This is a genomic window from Celeribacter indicus (genome assembly GCF_000819565.1).
GTDB classification, from domain to species: Bacteria; Pseudomonadota; Alphaproteobacteria; order Rhodobacterales; family Rhodobacteraceae; genus Celeribacter; species Celeribacter indicus.
Genome location: NZ_CP004393.1, coordinates 3,308,529 through 3,329,183, shown reverse-complemented (window position 1 = coordinate 3,329,183; position 20,655 = coordinate 3,308,529). Strand labels below are relative to the sequence as shown.

The 20,655-nt window shown below is 57.7% G+C and carries 21 protein-coding genes and 1 tRNA gene; 19 read left to right on the top strand and 3 right to left on the bottom strand.

Annotation, left to right across the window (positions count from 1 at the left end; all coding sequences use genetic code 11):
• The first annotated feature begins 171 nt into the window (after window positions 1–171).
• Entirely contained in the window at window positions 172–3,483 is a 3,312-nt protein-coding gene (locus P73_RS25720; RefSeq protein WP_158401949.1) for a LamG-like jellyroll fold domain-containing protein, read from the top strand.
• 86 nt (window positions 3,484–3,569) lie between these two features.
• Entirely contained in the window at window positions 3,570–3,887 is a 318-nt protein-coding gene (locus P73_RS16405) for an H-NS histone family protein (RefSeq protein WP_043871849.1), read from the top strand.
• A gap of 23 nt (window positions 3,888–3,910) precedes the next feature.
• On the opposite strand, the gene P73_RS16400 is transcribed toward P73_RS16405, so the two are convergent.
• A complete protein-coding gene (locus tag P73_RS16400; protein ID WP_052453355.1) occupies window positions 3,911–4,507 on the bottom strand; it encodes a recombinase family protein in 597 nt (198 codons plus the stop codon).
• A 327-nt stretch (window positions 4,508–4,834) separates the two neighbouring features.
• Here P73_RS16400 and P73_RS16395 point away from each other — a divergent pair, with 327 nt between their 5' ends.
• The 5 genes from P73_RS16395 (at window position 4,835) to P73_RS16375 (ending at window position 9,310) form a co-directional block, all read left to right on the top strand.
• The gene (locus tag P73_RS16395; RefSeq protein WP_139267061.1) at window positions 4,835–5,446 is read left to right on the top strand and encodes a hypothetical protein; all 612 of its coding nucleotides are present in this window, start codon (window positions 4,835–4,837) and stop codon (window positions 5,444–5,446) included.
• 3 nt (window positions 5,447–5,449) lie between these two features.
• The gene (locus P73_RS16390; protein WP_043870404.1) at window positions 5,450–6,151 is read left to right on the top strand and encodes a hypothetical protein; all 702 of its coding nucleotides are present in this window, start codon (window positions 5,450–5,452) and stop codon (window positions 6,149–6,151) included.
• Window positions 6,152–6,229: 78 nt separating this feature from the next.
• Window positions 6,230–7,339 (top strand): VWA domain-containing protein, encoded by a 1,110-nt coding sequence (locus P73_RS16385; RefSeq protein WP_158401948.1) that lies wholly within the window; start codon window positions 6,230–6,232, stop codon window positions 7,337–7,339.
• Entirely contained in the window at window positions 7,336–8,883 is a 1,548-nt protein-coding gene (locus P73_RS16380) for a type IV secretory system conjugative DNA transfer family protein (RefSeq protein WP_043870402.1), read from the top strand. The genes P73_RS16385 and P73_RS16380 overlap by 4 nt, the downstream gene beginning before the upstream one ends.
• 4 nt (window positions 8,884–8,887) lie before the next feature.
• Window positions 8,888–9,310, top strand: coding sequence for a hypothetical protein (locus P73_RS16375; RefSeq protein WP_043870401.1), 423 nt, complete (start codon window positions 8,888–8,890; stop codon window positions 9,308–9,310).
• A gap of 59 nt (window positions 9,311–9,369) precedes the next feature.
• Here the strand turns inward: P73_RS16375 and P73_RS16370 are convergent, their stop codons facing one another.
• The gene (locus tag P73_RS16370) at window positions 9,370–9,759 is read right to left on the bottom strand and encodes a hypothetical protein (protein ID WP_043870400.1); all 390 of its coding nucleotides are present in this window, start codon (window positions 9,757–9,759) and stop codon (window positions 9,370–9,372) included.
• A gap of 210 nt (window positions 9,760–9,969) precedes the next feature.
• Here P73_RS16370 and P73_RS16365 point away from each other — a divergent pair, with 210 nt between their 5' ends.
• The 12 genes from P73_RS16365 (at window position 9,970) to P73_RS16315 (ending at window position 20,329) form a co-directional block, all read left to right on the top strand.
• A complete protein-coding gene (locus tag P73_RS16365) occupies window positions 9,970–10,596 on the top strand; it encodes a VOC family protein (RefSeq protein WP_139267060.1) in 627 nt (208 codons plus the stop codon).
• A gap of 107 nt (window positions 10,597–10,703) precedes the next feature.
• Window positions 10,704–11,312 carry a hypothetical protein gene (locus tag P73_RS25715; protein WP_139267059.1) on the top strand — a complete coding sequence of 203 codons (609 nt, stop codon included), beginning with the start codon at window positions 10,704–10,706 and terminating at the stop codon, window positions 11,310–11,312.
• 25 nt (window positions 11,313–11,337) lie between these two features.
• On the top strand, window positions 11,338–12,969 hold the full coding sequence (locus P73_RS16355; protein ID WP_074743061.1) for a recombinase family protein: 1,632 nt from the start codon (window positions 11,338–11,340) through the stop codon (window positions 12,967–12,969).
• Between the two features lie 103 nt (window positions 12,970–13,072).
• On the top strand, window positions 13,073–14,293 hold the full coding sequence (locus tag P73_RS16350) for a tyrosine-type recombinase/integrase (RefSeq protein ID WP_074743059.1): 1,221 nt from the start codon (window positions 13,073–13,075) through the stop codon (window positions 14,291–14,293).
• Entirely contained in the window at window positions 14,290–14,865 is a 576-nt protein-coding gene (locus tag P73_RS16345) for a hypothetical protein (RefSeq protein ID WP_139267058.1), read from the top strand. The genes P73_RS16350 and P73_RS16345 overlap by 4 nt, the downstream gene beginning before the upstream one ends.
• Window positions 14,866–14,916: 51 nt before the next feature.
• Window positions 14,917–15,144, top strand: coding sequence for a helix-turn-helix domain-containing protein (locus tag P73_RS16340; RefSeq protein WP_052453353.1), 228 nt, complete (start codon window positions 14,917–14,919; stop codon window positions 15,142–15,144).
• A 194-nt stretch (window positions 15,145–15,338) separates the two neighbouring features.
• Window positions 15,339–15,899, top strand: a complete 561-nt coding sequence (locus P73_RS16335; RefSeq protein WP_043870396.1) for a hypothetical protein — start codon at window positions 15,339–15,341, stop codon at window positions 15,897–15,899.
• A 14-nt stretch (window positions 15,900–15,913) separates the two neighbouring features.
• On the top strand, window positions 15,914–18,313 hold the full coding sequence (locus tag P73_RS16330) for a phage/plasmid primase, P4 family (RefSeq protein ID WP_074743057.1): 2,400 nt from the start codon (window positions 15,914–15,916) through the stop codon (window positions 18,311–18,313).
• A gap of 470 nt (window positions 18,314–18,783) precedes the next feature.
• Window positions 18,784–19,065, top strand: coding sequence for a hypothetical protein (locus tag P73_RS16325; protein ID WP_043870395.1), 282 nt, complete (start codon window positions 18,784–18,786; stop codon window positions 19,063–19,065).
• Window positions 19,065–19,583, top strand: coding sequence for a hypothetical protein (locus tag P73_RS16320; RefSeq protein ID WP_043870394.1), 519 nt, complete (start codon window positions 19,065–19,067; stop codon window positions 19,581–19,583). The genes P73_RS16325 and P73_RS16320 overlap by 1 nt, the downstream gene beginning before the upstream one ends.
• A complete protein-coding gene (locus P73_RS26680; RefSeq protein WP_074743055.1) occupies window positions 19,583–19,774 on the top strand; it encodes an HGGxSTG domain-containing protein in 192 nt (63 codons plus the stop codon). Before P73_RS16320 ends, P73_RS26680 begins: the two co-directional genes overlap by 1 nt.
• A gap of 249 nt (window positions 19,775–20,023) precedes the next feature.
• Complete coding sequence (locus tag P73_RS16315) at window positions 20,024–20,329, top strand: hypothetical protein (RefSeq protein ID WP_043870393.1); 306 nt, start codon at window positions 20,024–20,026, stop codon at window positions 20,327–20,329.
• Window positions 20,330–20,452: 123 nt separating this feature from the next.
• On the opposite strand, the gene P73_RS25860 is transcribed toward P73_RS16315, so the two are convergent.
• A tRNA-Tyr gene (locus P73_RS25860) sits at window positions 20,453–20,536 on the bottom strand.
• Between the last annotated feature and the right edge of the window lie 119 nt (window positions 20,537–20,655).

Sequence of the window (20,655 nt, the reverse complement as noted above, 5' to 3'; positions counted from 1 at the left end):
CCGTATCAATTTGCGCCTATTGCGCATTAATAAAAATTAAGCAAATATGGATTAGAATGTTAAATGTAGGTTTTTATGAGGATATTGATATCATTTCTATTTGTGTTGCTTCTTTATGGTCAGAATGCGCATGCGGACTGTGCCGCCCCGCATGGCGTGGTTGGTCAGGTCATGTTCAACAGCACCTACAATGTGCCACAATATTGCGACGCTGACGATAACTGGATTGCGATGACTGGCGGAAATCCGGAAAATGACAGGCCTTACATACCAAATGCTACAGAGTTTGTTGCAATTGAGGGTGACTACCTTGAGAACCTATCGCCAACGGGAATGCCGAATACGACGCAATTCACAGTAAGCTTTTGGAAGTACTTTAACACATTCTCAGCGAATCGAATTCTTAGGATAGGCACCCCAACGGATGCGGCTCTTAGTATCTCTACAAACAACAGCCAAGAGAACTTTTGGTTTAACATGCACGATGCGGGCGGTAGCGAGATATTGAGATTTCGCTCAACGCCAGGGCAATTGAGGGCCGGGCGATGGTATCACTACCTCGCGAGTGTAGACCTAAGTGATCCGAACAGACGCCACTTGTATATTAATGGTGAGGATGCTTCGGCGGGATTGCAGACGCATACCAATACTGTGTTCCCAGCCTCAACCGCAAATAGCATCGAAATCGGTGGCACCTTTACCCATGCTCTCGACGCCAATCTAGCGGAATTCTGGTTTGACGCCGGAACATATCTCGACCTCTCCCTCAGCGAAAATCGAGAAAAGTTTATAAACTCCGCCCGCAATCCGGTGTTTCTGGGAAATGATGGCTCCCTACCCACGGGCGGCGCGCCGGATATATTCCTCTCGGGTGATACGGATCATTGGCACATCAACAAAGGAACAAGCGGCGCTTTTACGGAAGTCGGAACATTGAGTTCCGCTACATCCTCACCTTACACCCCACGCACCCAAGTCGTCCCCAGCGGCCTTATCGGGCATTGGAGGCTGGATGAAACAAGCGGAACAACAATTTACGATAGTAGCGGCAATGGTAATAATGGAGCATTATTAGGAGGAAGCGGAACAATCGCTGGTTATGGCGTTCCTTCGCCTATAGGTTCACATATTGATTTTGCGAACTCGCCTCCTGATAATTCGGGAAACCGCATTGAAGTGTCGAACGTATTCCCTATAGGTACAAACCCCCCATTTTCTGTGACGATGTGGTTAAAAAGAGATTTCTCCTATCAAAGTTTATTTGAAGGCGGTGGAGTTTTAGAAATAAGGGGCAATACAAGTATCTGGTCCCCATCGCGTTGGGATGTTTGGAATATTACCAGTTTGGCTGACAAATGGGAACATTTAGCACTTACATATAATGGAACAATATTTTATGTTTATGTAGATGGAGTGCTAAAAGGAAGCTCTACCCAATCAATGACTACAACAAATGGTAATTTTAAGTTTGGATCATTAGGTGGTGCACATGGAAATGGCGGAACGGATTTTGATGACGTACGTCTTTATAGCCGCCCCCTTACAGTTATCGAAATAAATGAACTCTACCAAGCACGCGACGGCATTCGCTACAACAGCAACCACCGCAGGATGGAGTATTTTGACGGCAACCGCTTTGTCTCCATGACCCCGGAATGGGCGGAGGTAGATCGCGGCCCGATCTATGGTGGGTTCCCGGACCTTGCCTGTCCGAATGTAGGTGACATTTGCTCCGATGGATCGGTTTATGTCGGGACCACGCCTGATGGGAACGTACCCATGTACATGACATCCGCAGCATTTGAAACAAGTGGCGCTTTTGGTGCGTTTTCGGAAACGGGTAATCAAGTGTGTGATAGCGGCGGCTCGAACGAACAGTGCTGGGCGGGTGAGGCCAACACCGCAGCTCTGGCGGCAATGGCTGATGTCCAAACTGTTCCTCGCTATTGTCTGAACTTGTCGGCGCACGGAAACGATGACTGGTATCTGCCTTCAAGGGCGGAGTTTTACGTGATTCATCAGATGCATGACGCTGTTGGAAGCGACCTTAACACCAGTGACTACTACTGGAGTTCATCGGAATCAGATACGATAAGCTACATCTGGACTGTAAATGCTTCCACCGGCCACTTTTGGCATGAGGGATGGAAAGGTAATAATTTGCCCGCCCGTTGCGTTCGCAAGGCGTCACGAGAAGTAGCGGGTACAGGTGGACTTGTCAGTCATTGGGCCTTTGATGAGGGTGAGGGTGCGACGGCAGAGGACTCGGTGAGTGGCAACAATGGCACGTTGAACGGCGGCCCGGTTTGGGTGCCGAAAGGTGTCCATGGGGGCGCGCTCCTGTTCGATGGCGTGGATGATTACGTGGAGGTAGCCAACGAGTCTGCCTTTGACAGTGGCCCGTTTTCCATCTCGCTTTGGCACACAACAAACGCAATGACGGTGAGTGGCCACGCGCTGCTTGCCAAACGTGATGCCTCGAACAACGGCTACAGCATCACCCGAAACGGCAACGGAAACGGTCTCGCTTACCGGCTGGACGGGACAAGCAATCCATACCGCTTGGCCGATACGACGACGCTGAACGATGATGGCTGGCAGCATGTGGTTCTGGTCTATGACGGCACGTCATTCTCGGGCATCTACAACAATGGCGTGATGGACAACACCAACACCGACCCCAGCACTGGAGCCCTGACCCAGAACAACAACGCCTTGCTAATCGGTGGCAACACGGCGGGAACCGCGACCTTCTGGCCAGGTATGATTGATGAGGTACGGTTCTATAACCGGGCCCTGACCGAAGCGGAAATTCAAGTTCTGTTTAATCAAGCAGGCCCCGTGGGGCAAAATTTGGACGACCCAGAAGGCTGTCCGAGTATTGGCGATGTCTGTGATGATGGAACGATCTATGCCGGCTTAAGCCCTGATGGAAATGTGGAGATGTATGCGGCGCCCCACGATTCGTCTACGGAAATTCTTACCTGGGGTCCATCTACGGACACTTCTATGGTCAATTGTGTGTCGCCGCACTCTCAAGCAAGTTGCAGAACCGGACGGGCTAATACACTATTTCTATTGGGGCTTGGAGCAAGCTATCCGGCGGCGCAATACTGTGCAAATTTGAATTTTAGCGGTTACTCAGATTGGTATTTACCCGCGCGTGCAGAACTCAACAGAATGTTTGAAAATCTATCTGATGGAAACCCCGAAGGAACGCACGGTTTCACGCATACACTATACTGGTCTTCATCGGAGGTATCTTCTACAAACGCAAACAAACAACATTTGGGAACCGGATCGATTTATGGATGGGGTAAGAATGACACAAACACTAGAACACGCTGCGTGCGCAAAGGCCCGGCCCCGCGCTGCGCAAACCCATACGGAATTGAAGGGCAGATGATCTACAACACCAGCCATGATGTCGTCCAGTTCTGTGACGGCGCGCGTTGGATCGCCATCGGAAAGCGTGGCCCGTAGGACTAAGGGCACCGTGCTTTCCATGTCTTGACAAGACCTTGCGCGCGTCCTGTAAGATTTTTGCGAACACCGACCGAGAGGCGAAGATGGCGAATATCGACTTGAGCAAGCTGGACCTTGAAGAGTTGAAAACGCTTCAAAAGGACGTGGCCAAGGCGATAGACGACTATACGGAGCGGAAGCGGCGGGAAGCCCTGGCGGCCGCGCAGGCTGTGGCGAAAGAAGCGGGGTTCACACTGGACGAGTTGGTGCGGCCCTCGGGCAGTTCAAAGAAGCCTGCGCTCCCGGCCAAATACCGTCACCCCGAGAACCCCGAGGTCACATGGTCCGGGCGCGGCCGTCAGCCGCAATGGATCAAGGACGGTCTGGCGCAGGGCAAGAGCCTTAAGGACTTTGCCCTCTGATGCCCATGGCCAGCGCGTGATGGTCACTCCGCTTCGATCCGCTCTAAAGCACGGCCAAGCGTTGTGCGGTTGACGCCGAGGCGGCGCGCTGTCTCGGCGATGCTCGCCCCATCCTGCTGAACAGCGCGGTGGGCTTCCAGAACAATCTCGATGTCCAGCGTGGGCGGACGCCCGAGGGACTTGCCGCGCTTCCTCGCCGCTTCAAGCCCCGCGCGGGTGTTCTCGGCGATGATCTCGCGCTGGAACTCCGCCATGGCGGCGAAAATGTGGTAGACTAGCTTCCCGCCGGGTGTCGTCGTGTTAATCCCCTCGCTCAGACTACAGAAGTGGATATTCTCCGCCCGAAGCCGCGTCAGAAGATCGGCCAGATGCAGGACGGAACGCCCCAACCGGTCGAGCTTGAAGACGACAATGGCGTCATCGCTCCTGATGTCGGCCATAAGCTCGTCAAGTCCAGGCCTGCTCGATGTCGCTCCAGAAACGCCGTGGTCTTCGTAGATGCGCTCGCACCCAACCGCGACCAGTCCGTCACGCTGCATGCGCAGCTTCTGGTCCTTGGTGGACACGCGGGCGTAGCCGATCTTGCGCCCCGGTACGTCGATCAATGGCCATACATCCATGCGTCCTCCTGCCCGGAAATACTTACTCAGGATATCAAGTAATACGCTGACTTTAAAAGGAAGTTCGGCTCTATTCGCATTTCAACCCCAAATATGTTCGGTTCCGGGCGTTTGCGAGCGCCAATTCTGGAAAGCACGAAAAGGCAGCAGCACAGCTTCTCTGATTCATTAAATAAAGCCTGATCCAACACCCGTTTGGCGAAGCGATTTCCGATCCGTTTCCGCCGCAGGTGCAGGCCGCTACAAGGCCTGCGGGTCCTTCTTATCCCATGTGTGAGCCACGCCCAAACGAGGGCGCTCAACGCAACCTGATGAGAAATGCCCACTATGAAACCTCTTCGTCCTTCTCCCCTCCCGCCCGAATCCTACCTGCCTGGTGGCGGCGGTCCTCGCTTCAAGCAGATCGCAGCCTTCGTCTTGGCTGCTTTACTAGAGCTGTCGATGCTGGTGCTGCTGGCCTCGACTTACACCGAGACGATGGGGCTGATCTCCGGCCAGTACCTTTGCGACCTGCCGGGCTTCGGCGGCCTGTTCTGCGTCATCGATGAGGACATGACCGTCTCGCACCTGCTGGCCTTCCTGTTGGCCGTGTTTTCCGTGGCCGTGCCGATGATGATCTGGTCGGCGGTGCTGGACGAAAACATCCACGAAGACCCGAGGGCATGGCTCGCCAGCCCGATGAACCGCGTCAAGGCGGGCATGGCGGGGATCGTCTATGGCGCGGTGATCGCGTTGGAGGTGGTCAACCTCTACACCCTGATCGCCCAGGAGACCGCCCCCAATCCCTTCGGGGGCTCGCAAGATGCATCTCCGATGATGGATTTCCTCGCCCAGAATCAGGGGCTTGGCATCTTCGTGGCTCTCCTGATCGCCCTCGTCAACACCGTGCTGGCGCTGCTCACCGTGCGCGCCTCCCGCTCTCTCATTCAGAAAGGCTGACCCATGACTGCTCGAATTCTTCTTTCCTCCGTCGTCCTTGCCGGGCTGCTCGCCCTGCAATCTGCATTGCCCGCGAATGCCTGGGGCGGCGATGACGCGATGGCACCGACCTTCTTCGTCGTCATCGAAAACGGCGGCGTCGTCACCGACCCCGAAAGCCAGATGGAAGCTGCACGGTCTACCTTGGGCGAACTGACGGACCTGCGCCGCAGGCGGGCGACGAAGCACAGCACAATCCATATCATCACCTCGGCCAACCCGACCGAAATCACATGGTCGGGCACGCCGGAACAGCTCTATGCGCAGGGCGCGGAGGTTATCGAGGCCATTCAAGTCCGTCCGACTTGCTCGGACTTGACCTTGGCCTGGCAGGAGGTGCGCAACAATGTGCGCATCTCAAGGCCGGACGATCTGCGCTTAATCGGGATCGGCCCCTTCATCCATGCAGGATACCCCTGCGATGACGGGGACGGGCTGATCACGTTGCCCCAGGCCGTACCTGTAGAAGTGCAGCTTGGAAGTCTGGCGATGGACGCCAGCTTCCTGCGGCTTCTGAATGTCCACGCCGATCAGGATGAGATGGCGCTGGAGCATCTGGAAAGCGCGGGCGCTCTGGATCGCGTCACCTCCGGGGCGCTGGATTTCGACCTGATGGATAACGCGCGCACGCGCAGCAATCTCGGCAACATTCTGGGGAGGGACTGAGCCATGTGTGTACGTTCTCTCCTTCTTTCGTCGGCGCTCGCCTCGCTCCTTGGCGGTGCGGCGTTGGCCGAAAGCCCCGTGCGGATCGATGATCAGCGTTCCGGCGGCGCTCCAGTCACCATCGGTCTGCAAGAGCAGAGCGGAGGCGGCACCGCCCGCCTTCGTCTCGCCCCGCGCGTTGATCAAGAGTCTTCCGCCAATCTCAGCGTGCAGCGCTGGGTGGATTTCAGGGGCGATGTGCTCCTGAACATCCGCACCGATCCGGCGCTCGTGCCGAGCGCGCGGGTTTTGGAGATGGTCGCCTCGATCCGCATGGTCGATGATTTCGGGGCGGTGATCGCCAGCGGCTACGATATCAATGCGGAGCATGATATCGTGCTGGCCTTCTCCGGCGGCTCGGCCGAAATCACCCATATCGCCAGGGACGATCAGGGCCTCATCATCACGGCGCTCGTCCGTGATGACGCGGGGAACGTGATCGACCCGCCGCAAGGTACGCTCGCGCTCTACAGCACGGGCGGCGAAAAACTCTGCTTCACCGAAGAGGTGATCAGCGCGCCCGAGCAGATCACCCAGGATGTCTATGCCCCGGCCAGTCCCGCCAGCATCCCGATGACCTTCGCGGTGCTGATGGATCGCTCGGGTTCCATGGCGGGGCACATGGACGAGATGCGGGACGCCGCACGCGGCTTTGTCGATGCGCTGCCGAACCGCGCCGGATGCCTGGTCGGGGCATTCTCGGAAGGGACTGCCAGCTTCGATCCGGGTGAAGGTTTCGGCTATTTCCAATGCCGGGCAAGGCACTTCCCGATGGGCGGCCTGCAAGCTGGCGGCGGAACCGATCTCTTCGGATCGCTGGCTCATCTCTATGACTGGATGAACCAAAGCGCTCTTCAAGACCATCAGCGTGCCGTGATCATCATTACCGATGGCAAGGTAAATCGGAACCTTGAACGTGAGGCCTCGGTCATTGCAGCCAAGGGCGATGTCGTCACCTTCGTCTATTTCCTCGGCGGTGACGAAGAGCGCTTCCTCAAATCCCTGGCCGACAGCTATATCGGCCATGACGGGGATTTGCGGGCAGAGCTGCCGCGCTTCTTCAACGTTGTGCGTGAGGTCTATACCAGCCAGACGGTGCTGCGGCAGACGCCTTGCGGGGATGCCTCAACGGCAGGCGCGCAGCCATGATGCAGCGCGACTTGAAAAAAGAGCAGGCCCAGCGGCGGCTCTGGAGCTTCGATCCAGACAGCCATGGCTCTGCGAGCTGGGCGGATGCCGCCCATCTCATCGCGCGGGGCTACGGCCCTGGCGGACGTCATACACTGGGCTATTTGCCGGCCAGCGATGCCAGGCGAAGCGCGGTGCGCGTGAGCTATGGCGGCGACAGGCACGAGCTGATTGTCGCCCCGACGCGCGGCGGCAAAGGCGTCTCGGGCGCGATCCCGCGTCTGCTGGAGCATTCCGGCAGCGCAATCGTGCTCGACATCAAGGACGGCGAGCTCGCCCTGATCACGGCCAGATACAGGCGTGACGTGCTGGGTCAGAACGTCATCCTGATCGATCCCTTTGACGTGGCGGCCAGTCAGCTTGGAATGGATCGCTCCGCCTTCAATCCGTGCGCCCAAATCCAGCCCTTCGGCGATGATGCCTTCGATGATGCGATGCTGGCCGCCGATAGCATCGTCATCCCTGACGGCGGCTCGGATTCACACTGGTCAGGCGAAGCCGCCAGCCTGATCGCGGGCTTCCTGCTCCATGCCTCCGAACATGGCACTGCCAGCCTCAAGGCTGTGCGGCAGGCCCTGAACGCGGGCCGCGAAGAATTTCGCAGCCTCATCGATCAGATGCTCGCCTCGCCCTTTGATCTGGTGAAGGCCGCAGGCGGGCGGATCGACAACAAGGAAGAGCGCGAACTATCCGGCGTAATCTCGACCGCGCACCGCAACACGCATTTTCTGGAAGGCGCACGCATAGCGGATACGCTTTCGGGCTCCGATTTCGACCCCCGGAGTATCGGAGAGAACACCAGCATCTATATTGTCTTGCCAGCCCGGCGGATCGGGACGGCGCGGCGCTTCCTCCGTGTGCTGATCGGGGCGCTGATCGCCAGCATCACGACGCTCCCCCAAAAGCCGTCCTCGCCCGTGATGTTCCTGCTGGAAGAGATGGCCACGCTGGAGCGGATGGCCATCATTGAGCAAGCGGTTGGCCTGATGGCGGGCTTCGGCATGCAGTTCGTCATGGTCGTGCAGGATTTCACGCAACTCAAGGAACTGTACAAGAACCGCTGGGAGAGCTTCCTCGCCAATAGCGCGCTGATCCAGTGTTTCGGCACCAATGACCGTTTCACGGCGGATTACCTCTCGGCGCTCTGCGGGCAGACCAGCCTGCACCAGCTCAGCCTCGACAGCGCGATGGAGCGCGGGCGGCTGCTGGGCGATCCGGCTTTCCGCTCGGCCTCGGATTCATCTACGCCGCGCCGCCTAATCACACCCGACGAGTTGATGAGCCTTCACCCGTCCGTGCAGGTCATCGCCCTTGCGGCTGCACGGCCCGTCATCGGCTATCGCCCGGTCTATTTCCTCGAAAAGCGCTTTCGCGACCGAAGCGGCAGGCCGCTCTACGACATCCACCCCTCGCGCGCGGGCCAGCCGATCACGCGCGCGGTGGATTTCACGACCCCCGGCCTGGCGCTCGGCGCGCTGCTTGGCGACTATCTGAGTGTGGGGTGAGGCCATGGGAAAATTCATCCTCCTGACCGCCGCCAACGTCATCTTCGGCTACGCCGCGCTTGCCATCATGCTGCGCGGCCTCATCAACCTGCCGCTCTTCCATCCGTACTATGCGCTGGCAATTGGATATGTCGGGCCGATCCCGCTGCTGGTCTCGGCACTGTGGAGCGCCGCAAAGCTCTGGCAGGTGCGCCAGGTCTCGAACTTGCGCAAGATCGATCTGCCGGATGTCTCGGATGCACTGGCGCGCGGCGATCATCATCCGCAGCGCATCGCTACTCACGGCCCCGCAGGGCCGGAACTTCTGGCACGGGGGCTGTTCTGGCTGGCCCTCTTCGCGCTTCCTGTCTGGCTGGGCTGGCCGCTGCCACTTGTCTGGCCTGCGATGATCTATGGTCTCTGGGCGCTGCTGCGGTGGATGCTCTGAACGTGGAAAGCCCCGAGGCGCGGACGGCGCTCGGGGCTTCTGGTCGTCCGGCGGCGGGATTACGCTTCGGCACCTTCCATCGCACTGTAGAGGCGACAATACAGTTCGATCATGCGGATGCGGTTGTAGGTCATCGGGCTGGCATAGCGCTTCGGGGCGCTGCCGCATGGCGCGGCTTCAAGGAAGAGGCCCATCCAGCGGTTGCCGACATCGGGGAACAGGTCGTGAATTTCCGGGTGCCGGAACGGGCGCTGATCGGGATAGTAGAGCCGACCGTCATAATCCTCGATCTCGACCAGAACCCGCCGCCACGCAGCGTAGGAGCCGACTTCCTCGTGCATGGCGCGGGCGGGCTTCCAGATGCGCTCTCTGTAGAGGCGGCGGTTGGCGATATGGTGATCGGCCAGAACAGTGATCTTGTCGTCCTTCTTGCAGATGGTGTCGAACATGGGTGAGCTTTCTCAGGTCTATGGGGTCATGGATTTGTTCCTTGGGTGTCATTTCGGTCAGCATCGCTTCTACATCTGTCCTCTTTCTCCAGGCACGGCTTGTCGTGCCAAGGCAGACATGGGCGCCCCACGGAAGTTCTCCAAGTGTTCCGTTTCCGCCGTTGTGCTAACTGTAGGCGTTGAGCGTACCGGGTGATTCGGAGAGGTCTCTTGCCGCGCCGCGAGTGGGTCAGGAAAAACCGCTACTGCCGGAACTCGCGCCTTGATGAGACGAGTTTCGAGAAGCTTGTATTTCTGTGGTTTTCTGAATTTTCAGCACGAAAGGCGGCGCGCGTGATGGCCTCGCTGGGGCAACTCGGTTTGGTGCAGACCCCGGATGCCAAGACGATAGCGGGCTACATGCAGCGCCTCGGCTTTGCACTCTCGGAAATGACCCTGGAGCGGGACTTCCTGCGGGAACATCCCGGCTTCGAAGTGACCCGCAGGGAGGATGAAGCCCTATACGTCAAAACCATCGAAATGCGCGCCCAGGCTACCGTCGAGCATGCGCTCGGCACGCATTCCTATCGCGTCTATCGCGCGCTCTATGGCAACGCCTTTAGCCTGGAGACGACAGGGGAACTGGCCCTCGAAATCCGCCGCATGAACGCGCTGCGGCGAGGGATCAAGCCGCCTTATCGCGGCGATGTGGCCATGGCGCTGTATCGGCTCAGCACCCGTGAAGCCATTGGCGAAGAAGTCAGCATCGATGACTTCAGGCGGGCGATGGCCGAACCCTTCCTGCAAGACCTTGCGCGCCGCCCGATGGATATCGGCCGCGCGGGGTTGAGATGGTAGCTCGGCTGCGGATTTCTGATGCGTTTCCGGCTCGCATGCCGATGACCACCCCGGCGAGCGTCAAAAGGAGAAGGCCCGCATCGCCAGCTTTTCATCATCGATAAACGATGATGGAAAGACTACCAATGCCAAGAAAACGAACAAGGACCGGGAAGCAAGGTGCGGCCAAAGTTTGCGGCCAGCGCATAAATTATGCTAAACTTAAAGTAGATAAAGAAGTCAAAAGGACAACCTGTTTGACTGCGGCACCGGAGATAAAAAACGCTCCGGGCCACCATCTCACCGGATTGGATGGCGACACTAAAAATCAGGGGCAATGTTTAACTGACGCCCCTGTGCGTCCTATCGCGCCAACGCGCAGATGGGCAGGTATTGTTATGAGTGAGAATGGTTTCGAGTATGCGCCTGATATTTGCGGCACTTTGGGGATCGCCTTTGAAATGGGTGATCAGCCCAAATATCAGATCGACTATGAGCGGTATCGCGGCTTCTTCGATGATCTTGATGTCAGCGATGTCCAGAAGGATCAGATGATCGAGGCGCTATTCCTGATCGGACAGGCTTTCTATGACGCCGGTTTCGGTTTCGAATTTGTGGGCCAAACCTGTGGAAAACCTCACGAAAATGAGGAAGACTCTCCCGATGGGGGAGAAGCTGTGATAAGCTCCGCCGGAGTCATCCTGACAGAACATTTCAACCTATGCGCGGCCGAGTGACATCGCCGCTGGAGAAGGAGGAGTCATGAATCATGTAGTAACAGATGCCGAAGTGACGACGAGCGCGCTCATCTATTGCCGAGTCTCGGACAAGAAGCAGAAGACGCAGGGCCACGGCCTCGAAAGCCAGGAGCACCGCTGCCGTCAGTTCGCCGAAGAGCGTGGCTACGATGTCGAGATGGTCTTCCCCGACGATATCACCGGGGGCGTCGACTTCATGAAGCGGCCCGGCATGCGCGCCATGCTGGCCTATCTCGATGCCCAGAAGGGCAAGCCTTATGTGGTCATCTTCGATGATCTCAAGCGCTTTGCCCGCCACACCGAATTTCACCTCAAGCTCCGCCGCGAGTTCGCGCAGCGCGGGGCGCGGGTCGAATGCCCGAATTTCAAGTTTGAGGATACGCCGGAAGGCGTCTTCATCGAAACCGTGATCGCTGCCCAAGGCCAGCTTGAGCGCGAGCAGAACCGCCGCCAGGTCATCCAGAAGATGACCGCCCGCGTCGAGAAGGGCTACTATGTCTTTCACCCGCCGGTCGGTTATTGCTACGCCAAGGACCGAGTGCACGGTAAAATCCTTGTCCCCGACGAACCCGTGGCTTCCATCGTCCGCGAAGCTCTCGAAGGCTTCGCCAGCGGACGGTTAGGCTCTCAGGTCGAGGTCAAGCGCTTCCTTGAAGGAAAGCCTGATTTCCCGAAGAGTGGCGCGCGCGGCTATGTCCATCCGACCAAGGTCAAGGACATGCTGGAGCGGTCGGCCTATGCAGGATGCGTCGAAGCCCCGAATTGGGGCGTGTCGCTGCGCAAGGGACATCACGAGCCCCTGATCAGTTTCGCCGCCTATGAACGCATTCAGGCGCGTCTCAAGGGCACGGCGAACGCGCCTGCGCGCAAGGACATCAATCAGGACTTCCCGCTGCGCGGTTTCGTCCTGTGCGATGATTGCGGCGAGCCGATGACCTCGTGCTGGTCGAAGGGGCGGAGCCAACTCTATCCTTATTATCTTTGCGACACGCCGAACTGCGGCTCCAAGCGCAAGTCGGTCCGGCGCGCGGATATCGAGGACGGGGCGGAGGCCATCCTCCGCAATCTGCAACCGGCAAGGCAGCTTTTCGCCGTGGCCAAGGCCATTTTCACCGATATCTGGGAGATGCGCCGCGCAGAGGCCATCGCTGCGCGAGGCGCAATCGAGACGCAGCTCAAGGAGACGGGTAAGCAGATCGACTCGCTGCTCGACCGGATCATGAATGCAACCAGCCCGTCCGTGATCGGGGCATACGAGACGCGCATCGCGGAGCTGGAGCGGCAGAAGATCAGACTGGCGGAGCAGGCCGATTCAGCCGTGCCCTCGCATGGACGCCTGACCGAATTTATCGAACCGGCCCTGACCTTCCTGTCAAACCCTTGGAATATTTACAAAAATGGCAGCTTCGCCCTCAAGAGAACGGTGCTCAAACTGGCCTTTGCGGAGCCTTTGAGATACAGCCGGAATGAGGGCTATCGAACCGCTGAAACCACCTTTCCTTTCAAGGTGTTAGCGGATTTTTCATCCCTAAAGTGCGGGATGGTGGGCGACCCTGGAATCGAACCAGGCATGGGTCTCCCCGGCGGAGTTACAGTCCGCTGCAATGGTGTTCTAGTAATCCCGTGTAAGCACTAAAGTATATTGTTTTGTTGGGTTTTTCATTCTAATAATCCGCCGTAGATAGCAGGTGTTTTCTATTTGTCCTGCTTACATAGTGCTTACACGGGGCGGTGCGGGAATGAAACTGACAAAAACAAGCGTGGCGAAGATCGAAGCCGTGGAGGGCAAGCAAACCTTCCACTGGGATGCAGAGGTCAAAGGTTTTGGGGTGCGCGTTTCGGCGGCTGGCGTGAAGTCATACATCATGCAACGCCGGGCAGGCACGACCACGCGGCGGCTCACAATCGCGCGTTGTGACGACATGGGGGCAGATGAAGCGCGCAAACGTGCTATCAAGCTGGCCGCCCAATTTGCCGATGGGATCGACCCGACCGCAGAGGAGCGGCGTCGCAAGGCGCAGGCGCAGACTCTTCGTCAGGCGTTCAATGCCTATAAGAAAGCGCCCAAGAAAAAAGGTGAGGGCCGGGGGGCGCCCAAGAAGGCGCGCACAATTCGCGACGTCGAGAAGATGATGCCGCGTTTTGCCGACTGGCTGGATAAGCCCGTCACCGCGATCACGTCTAAGATGGTCAAAAACCGCCACGCGGAAATTGCCGCGACATCTCCGGCGCAGGCAAATCTTGCGATGCGCTATCTCCGGGCCGCTCTCAATCACGTTATGGCTGACGCCGACGACGATGCACCCATCCTGAAATCAAATCCGGTGGACGCCCTCAACAAAGTGCATCAATGGGCGGAGACGAAGCGGGCCGTGCGACATCTGCCAGATGATCGAATTGCCGATTGGGTGGATGCCGTGCAAACCGGCCTTGTGGGCTTGAAGAATGAAAGTGAGGTCCGGGACGCACTTCTTTTCATGCTCTTGACTGGCGCGCGGCTTGCAGAGGTGTTGGGCAACTCGAAAGATGGCTATCCGCCTTTGGCGTGGGCTGACGTCGATCTTGCTGGGGCAACTGTGACGTTCCGCGACACCAAGAACCGAACCGACCACACATTGCCGCTGTCTGCCCAGCTTGTCGCCCTTCTGGCAGCGCGAAAAGCTGTCTCCGGCAAGTGGGTGTTTAGCGATAGGTCCGGTGCTTTGCCCGGTGATCTGCGTGGGGCATATGCGCGGATCGAAAAAGCAACTGGCCTGCATATAACCGCCCACGATTTGCGCCGGACATTCGCGACCGTGGCAAGTCGTATCGACATTTCGGCTTACAAGCTAAAACGCCTCACCAACCACATATCGGGCGGGGATGTGACTGCGGGTTATGTTCAAGTGACCACCGAAGACTTGCGCGACGCCATGCAGCGGATCAGTGACAGGCTTTTGAGTGTGGGGGTGGTATCGTGAGCGAAGATCTAGATCGGCGGTTTAAAGAATTGGTCACCCGCAATCAGGTTAAGTTTAGCGAAGAGATGGAAGCTCAAGGAATCGACCCGGTGGACGCTTTGCGGAAGGCCGCCAGCGTTTTGTTGAGGTCTGCAAATGCCGAGGCGGATGAAATGCGCCGACGTTGGAAAGCAGCCAGTGGTGATGAAATCTCGCCAGAGGGGGAATCTGTAATTTCTCGGATGTTTGAGGAGGCGACTAACAAGGCCGAACTTCTGAATAGCTTTGCGGTGGTAATTGAGGCTTATCGAAAGGTTGGTATGGGCAAGGCTTTGTATGCCGGTGAAAAGCAGGTGAAAAACTCAGTTTCGGCCAACAAGCTGCGCGTTGAAAATTCTTTTCATAATCTCCACGGCCAAAGGGCGTTTGAGATTTACTCCGCATACATGGAGCGGCGCCCCACGCCTTCAAAAAGTGCCGGATATAGACACGTTGAGAAGCAGTTGGCGCGCGAAGGCGTGACCATAGGGGAGACCAAATTGAAGGAAAGCATTCGGGCATCAGAAAAAGTTGGTCAGGACGGGGGGAACTGACCAATTCCGCCAAGCTAACAAGTTCTCAGAGACCCACTTTGAGGATTTGTTATGAATACTGCGACCACCACACCGAACACCGCAACCGTCGTGCTTCCCGCGCTCGTCACGCAGCGCCAAGCAGCCGATTATCTCGCTATTTCTGAGAAGAAGCTTGAACGTCAGCGCTGGATTGGCGGGGATGACTGCATCCCGTTTGTCAAACTCGGTCGCCATGTGCGTTACCGTGCCGCCGATCTGCTTGCCTATGTGGAGAAAAACATGGTGGCGAGCGTTTGATACGCAAAAGCCCCGCCGGGCATTGGCGGGGCTATCGAAATCGGCGCGTATCATCGAAACAGTTATAATGTAACACAATGAACGCGCCCCGTCAATTTTTGAGGGCGAATATGATCCCAACCACACCACAATTCTATTTCTGCCGTGGAGACGTGCCTTTAATCCGACGAGCCAATGCGGCACGATCAAAACCCGTGGCCGACGCCATGCTGGACAAGGCGCTAGGCGGATTTGAGCGCCTGCCGGTCAATCCCGCACCTATCACGCCACAGATCGACCACATGGGCGCATATGAGCGCGGCGAGGTCTTCCTATCGCTTGCTCTGGCTGTGCACTACACCACGCGCTTTCGGGACCGCGACGAAAGGTTCAACTGGCTGACCGAAACCCCTGCGGGGATATTGAGTAACGCCGATGAACACGCCCGGCGCTCTGTCGGCGGCATGTGCGCCGTGGGGGCGCTCGCAAAGATCAAGAAACCCTCAATCTCCCCTGTGTCTAAGCATATGTTTGAGAAGAGGCCCTATCGCTTGCAGGACTGGGGGCTGGTCTGGAATTGCTCTTATCTGTCGAACACCTCGATGCTGTCCGCCTTTTTGCACCAGCAGTATGAGTTTGTGAAAACCCACGACCGCCATTTCCTTTTTTGCGCGTCAAAAGCGTCAATGAAATCAGTGTGGAAGGCCGAAAAGTTAGCCTCCGGCGACCAGTGGGGCTGGGCATATCCCACGCTCATGCCGCGTCCAATCCAATAAAATCGAGTAGCACAATGAAAAACATTCACGACTTCGCCCGTCTCGGGTGGCACATCTTTCCGGCACCTGTCGGGACAAAGAAATCACACATCAAGGCCGACGGCGGCCCACGATGGGGCGCGACGAACGATCCCGAGACGGTTGCCCGCATCTGGCAGCAATTTCCTGACGCCAACATCGGCATTGCGTGCGGTGAGTCTGGCCTGTTCGTAATCGACATCGACACGCCCGAGGGACATGGCCGCGACGGCTTCCAATGGTTGAACAGCGTGTCGTTACCTCACACAGTCACTGCCGTCTCACCGTCAGGCTCAATGCACTTCTATTTCCGACAGCCGACCGACGGTGATCCGATCCGAAACAGTGAGTCCCGCCTTGCGCCTGGCGTTGACGTGCGCGGCGAAGGCGGAATGGTCATTGCACCGCCGTCACGCAAGCCTGATGGACGGGCGTATGCGTGGGCTGACGGATGCGACCCTTGGTCTGTCGCTGTTGCTGAAGCGCCTGAATGGCTGCTCGATCTGGTCCGCACGGAAAAACGTGTCGCCATGCCACGCCCGGCAAACACGGCCAGTCTTGCCGAGGTGCGCGAACTGCTCACATACATCCACCCAGATCAAGACGGGCAAGACGGATGGTTTTTCGTGATGGCCGGAATCCACGAGGTTTCCGGCGGATCTGATGAAGGCATGGCACTCCTTGACGAGTGGTCGCAACAATCTGCGAAATACGACCCTCAAGAGATTGTCACACGATACCGCTCATTCACCGCCGGACAGTACAGAAACGCGGGCATAGGGACTATCGCAGCGGCAGCGAAGCGCGGCGGGGCAGACGTGGCCGCAATCGGCCAACGCCACCGCTTTCTAGCCATGTCTCCGCCCACAGGTGGTTATCGTCCGGCGGGCATGATGGACGCGCCCAGCGCAACGACCATGCCCCAGCCTGACGCTCCTATCGCTGAGACCGTGGACGAAAACCCTTTCGGCGAACGCGATTTTTCCCACGACGGCCTTGCGCTGGCGCTGGGACAAGACAGCTTCGACCGGGATGCAAAATATGTTGCGGACTGGAAGTCGTGGTTTTTCTGGACTGGCACCCACTGGGCAAAGGACAACCGGCGCGAGGTCTGGACGCGCACGCGCTCTTTCTTGCGCTCACAGGCGCAGCAAGTAGAGGTCGAGGCTGCGGCAAGAGTTGCAAGCGCTGAGCCGTCAAAGGTGCCTGAGATCATCAATAAACTTGCCCGACGCACGGAACAACTTAAGCACAAGCAAACCGTCGCAGCGGTCGAAACATTGGCGCAAGCAAACCCGGCAAGCGTGGCGGTGCCTGACGACTTCGACCGTGATTTAATGCTGGTCGGGACGCCGGGCGGCAACATCGACCTGCGCACGGGTGAACTAAAGGTCGCGCAGCGTGAGGATATGCTGACCATGCTGACAACTTGCGCACCGGCTGAGGGCGGCACATCGCCAGACCGCTGGCTGGCTTTCCTGCGTGAAATTTTTGCTGGTGACGAAGAGGTGGTCGGTTTCGTGCAACGGCTTGCGGGCTATGCGCTCACCGGCAGGACCACAGAGCACAAACTGTTTTTCCTTTATGGCACCGGGCGCAACGGTAAATCTGTTTTCATGGATACGCTCATGAAAATTTGGGGGGACTATGCCCGCAAGGCCGCTGCAAAGACGTTTCTAAACACCACCGGCGAGAAACACGACACGGGGCTGGCTGACCTTCGCGGGCGTCGCCTTGTGATCGGCAGCGAGTTGCCAAAGGGGAAAACATGGGACGAAGCGGTCATAAAAGACCTTACCGGCGGCGACCGGCAAGCGGCGCGCGTCATGCGGGGCGACTACTTTGAGTTTGACCCACAGCTTACGCTCATGATCGCTGGCAACTCGAAACCGTCGTTCCGTGCGGTCGATGTGGCAATTCGTTCCCGCGTCGTGCTGGTGCCGTTTACGGTCACGATCCCGGATGACCGTCAGGACAGGAACCTAGCGGAGAAATTGCAGGCCGAAGGTCCGGCCATTTTGCGCTGGGCGGTGGACGGGGCGCTGGAATGGCAGCGCATGGGTGGTTTGGCCGTGCCAAAATCCATTGCCGACGCCAGCGCCGCCTATATGGACTCCGAGGACATCCTTGGACAGTTCCTAGCCGACGAAGCCGAGATAGCTTCCGATGGGTTTGAGGCTATGAGCGATGTGTATACGCGCTATGAGGGGTGGAGCACGTCGCAGGGTTTTTCTCACCGCTGGTCGAAACTCAAGCTCAAAGAAGAACTGGTAGCCCGACCCGGCCTGTCTGAGCACCGCCGGAACAATGCGCGCGGAATTGCTGGGATGCGGCTTAATCGAAGCATTGCCTCCGGCTTTCCACACGTGGTGCCGCTGCAAATGCCGAGGCCGTAAAATTTAACGGCGGCTTTCGGGTCGCCGTTAATTTGCCGCCAGTATTTTAACGGACTGCCAGTTATTTTAGCTGCACGGCGGAAGCGTCACCCGAAAAAATAAAACGCTTAAAAATCAATGGCTTTTAATTATCGGTGACAAAGTGACATTTTCTATATTATCAACCGTATACGCGAGGCCTCAAAACATTCTCTATATATACTACTCACGTATACGGCGGATAAGGCGCGTTTTGTCACTTTGTCACTCGGTTAATTAGCGCGACAGACAGTTAATTAGCGCCGCGCTGCAAAAAAACTGTGGCTGCATTCCCGAACATCGCGCAGCGCCACGGGTTTGCCGAACATTCCATGCGCGCGCCTCATGGGGTCTTAGATACCATCTAATACCTTGAAAAGGCTTGCTATTCCCAGAGTAGGTGTAATGTGATAACGTATCGTCACATCGAAATCGAATAGGATCGAAACGAAATGGCATACAGCAAACAACTGACCGCCCGCATTGCCGGAAAGGTAGCAAACAAATTCCCCGGCATTCCTGCCATCACGTTGGACTCGATTGTGGACGAAGCATTGCTTGAGCGTGAACGTCTCTCCGCAGCCCGTGGCGACAGCGTGGATGAAGTCGCCGCAGCGTCAGGCACCACCGCGCCCTCTCAGCGCACTGAGGCCGACCGGGAGCGTGACCGTATGCAGGCCCGGCAGGACGCCGCCTTGCACGACATCAAAGCGCAATCGCGGGGTGGTCGCTGATGATCGCCACCGAAGCCCTCGCCACCCTTGACGATGAAATCGCGGCCCATGAGGCCAAGCTAACCGAAGTGCGTGAGGCTTTTGACCGCGTGGCCGCAGACCCCGCGCTATCAGCCAAAGCATTTAAGGCCGTGCAGGCCGCAGAAAGCGTCCTGAGAGCAGCTAAGGCCCGTCAGGCCCCCTTGGCCACCCAAGCAGAGCAAGAAGCCCGTGACGCGGCTCTGGTGGCCGCTGAGGCCGATGCGGTCACGGCGAATGCCCTGCGTGCGGACATGATTGCAAAGATCGACCGCGTTGCGCAGATCGCCCATGGCCTCGACGCCGCTGTCGGCGAGTTGGATCAGCACGCGGCGTTGAAATGGTTTGTTGCTGCCCGGAAAGCCAATGAAGGCGGCGCGTATGTCGAACGTGGCCGCATTGAGGGCGTTGGCGAACTCACTGAGATGCTGACCCGGGCGGCACGCAAAGTGCAGCATGTTGCAGCCGATTACAGCGCTCGCAGTGTGCAGGCCCGCTAATGTGGGTTTGTGGTGCAAAGACTAGGTCGGGCGGCGCGTGCCAGTGCCGCCCGGTGCACGGTTCGAAGCGGTGCAGGCTACACGGTGGCCTGTCCACTGGCCCGAAGACAGCCGCCGGGCGCGAACGCATTGCGGAAGCCCAGCGCCGCCGCCATGCCTCACACCGCAAAACAGTGATGCCCCGACCATGAGTACGGCCTTCTCATTTCGCCCGATGCCCCTTTGGGCGCAGCCCTACGTCCCTAGCGCGGTGATCCTTGTCGATGAAGACGGGAATATCCTTGTGGACGAGGGCGGCAACATTTGGGTGGTCTACGCGTGAGCGCATTGCAGAGGTTCAGCGCCGTTCCCGCCAACACCTCCTTTCTGAACAGGGCTTCCTCAGCGTAGGCTGATCGCATAGCATTCTCCGAAAGTCGGTATCGCCTGAGGAGGGCATCATGTTGCGTTTAGTGATTTTCTTCGTCGTCACCCTGTGGGCCTCAATATCGTTGGCTGACACAGTCTGTATTGAATCAAATGAAGACATCATCGTGATACGTGGGATTGAACAGCACGGCAGCACCTACTCCGGCACTGTGTTCGAGATTGTCGGGAGCAAGATGGTTCCGGTTCTATGCGTTGCGTTCGATGATGCCGGGCAGCCGGTCGGAACCAGTTTTGGCTCTACGAAATATGGCCGCGCCAGCTTCGAAGGTCTGTTCCTCGAACAAATTGAAAAAGTAACCTGCCGCTACACCCGTTGACCCACAACCTAGTGTCTAAGTTGGCGCTTTTCTAACTGTTTTGCTTACATAGTGCTTACACGGGTCAAAGCGGCAGTGGCCGCCACTTCGGCGTTAAAGCCAAAAAACTCAATGTTTTGAAAGTGGTGGGCGACCCTGGAATCGAACCAGGCATGAGTCTCCTCGGCGGAGTTACAGTCCGCTGCCGCACCTTGCAGCTCGTCGCCCACATCGCGAAGCGTCTTCGCTTGTGTGGGGCGGTGGATACCGTTGCGGGGTGGGAGCGTCAACAGGAAAATCGCTTGTGCTCGCCATTTCCTTTCGGCAGGTAGGGGAGGATCGGCAGA

Bases quoted from the DNA above. Each gene is read 5' to 3' on its own strand.
- P73_RS25720 (WP_158401949.1), top strand. From the start codon at position 172: ATGTTCAACAGCACCTACAATGTGCCACAATATTGCGACGCTGACGAT.
- P73_RS16405 (WP_043871849.1), top strand. From the start codon at position 3,570: ATGGCGAATATCGACTTGAGCAAGCTGGACCTTGAAGAGTTGAAAACG.
- P73_RS16400 (WP_052453355.1), bottom strand. From the start codon at position 4,507: ATGGATGTATGGCCATTGATCGACGTACCGGGGCGCAAGATCGGCTAC.
- P73_RS16395 (WP_139267061.1), top strand. From the start codon at position 4,835: ATGAAACCTCTTCGTCCTTCTCCCCTCCCGCCCGAATCCTACCTGCCT.
- P73_RS16390 (WP_043870404.1), top strand. From the start codon at position 5,450: ATGACTGCTCGAATTCTTCTTTCCTCCGTCGTCCTTGCCGGGCTGCTC.
- P73_RS16380 (WP_043870402.1), top strand. From the start codon at position 7,336: ATGATGCAGCGCGACTTGAAAAAAGAGCAGGCCCAGCGGCGGCTCTGG.
- P73_RS16375 (WP_043870401.1), top strand. From the start codon at position 8,888: ATGGGAAAATTCATCCTCCTGACCGCCGCCAACGTCATCTTCGGCTAC.
- P73_RS16370 (WP_043870400.1), bottom strand. From the start codon at position 9,759: ATGTTCGACACCATCTGCAAGAAGGACGACAAGATCACTGTTCTGGCC.
- P73_RS25715 (WP_139267059.1), top strand. From the start codon at position 10,704: ATGATGGAAAGACTACCAATGCCAAGAAAACGAACAAGGACCGGGAAG.
- P73_RS16355 (WP_074743061.1), top strand. From the start codon at position 11,338: ATGAATCATGTAGTAACAGATGCCGAAGTGACGACGAGCGCGCTCATC.
- P73_RS16350 (WP_074743059.1), top strand. From the start codon at position 13,073: ATGAAACTGACAAAAACAAGCGTGGCGAAGATCGAAGCCGTGGAGGGC.
- P73_RS16340 (WP_052453353.1), top strand. From the start codon at position 14,917: ATGAATACTGCGACCACCACACCGAACACCGCAACCGTCGTGCTTCCC.
- P73_RS16330 (WP_074743057.1), top strand. From the start codon at position 15,914: ATGAAAAACATTCACGACTTCGCCCGTCTCGGGTGGCACATCTTTCCG.
- P73_RS16325 (WP_043870395.1), top strand. From the start codon at position 18,784: ATGGCATACAGCAAACAACTGACCGCCCGCATTGCCGGAAAGGTAGCA.
- P73_RS16320 (WP_043870394.1), top strand. From the start codon at position 19,065: ATGATCGCCACCGAAGCCCTCGCCACCCTTGACGATGAAATCGCGGCC.
- P73_RS26680 (WP_074743055.1), top strand. From the start codon at position 19,583: ATGTGGGTTTGTGGTGCAAAGACTAGGTCGGGCGGCGCGTGCCAGTGC.
- P73_RS16315 (WP_043870393.1), top strand. From the start codon at position 20,024: ATGTTGCGTTTAGTGATTTTCTTCGTCGTCACCCTGTGGGCCTCAATA.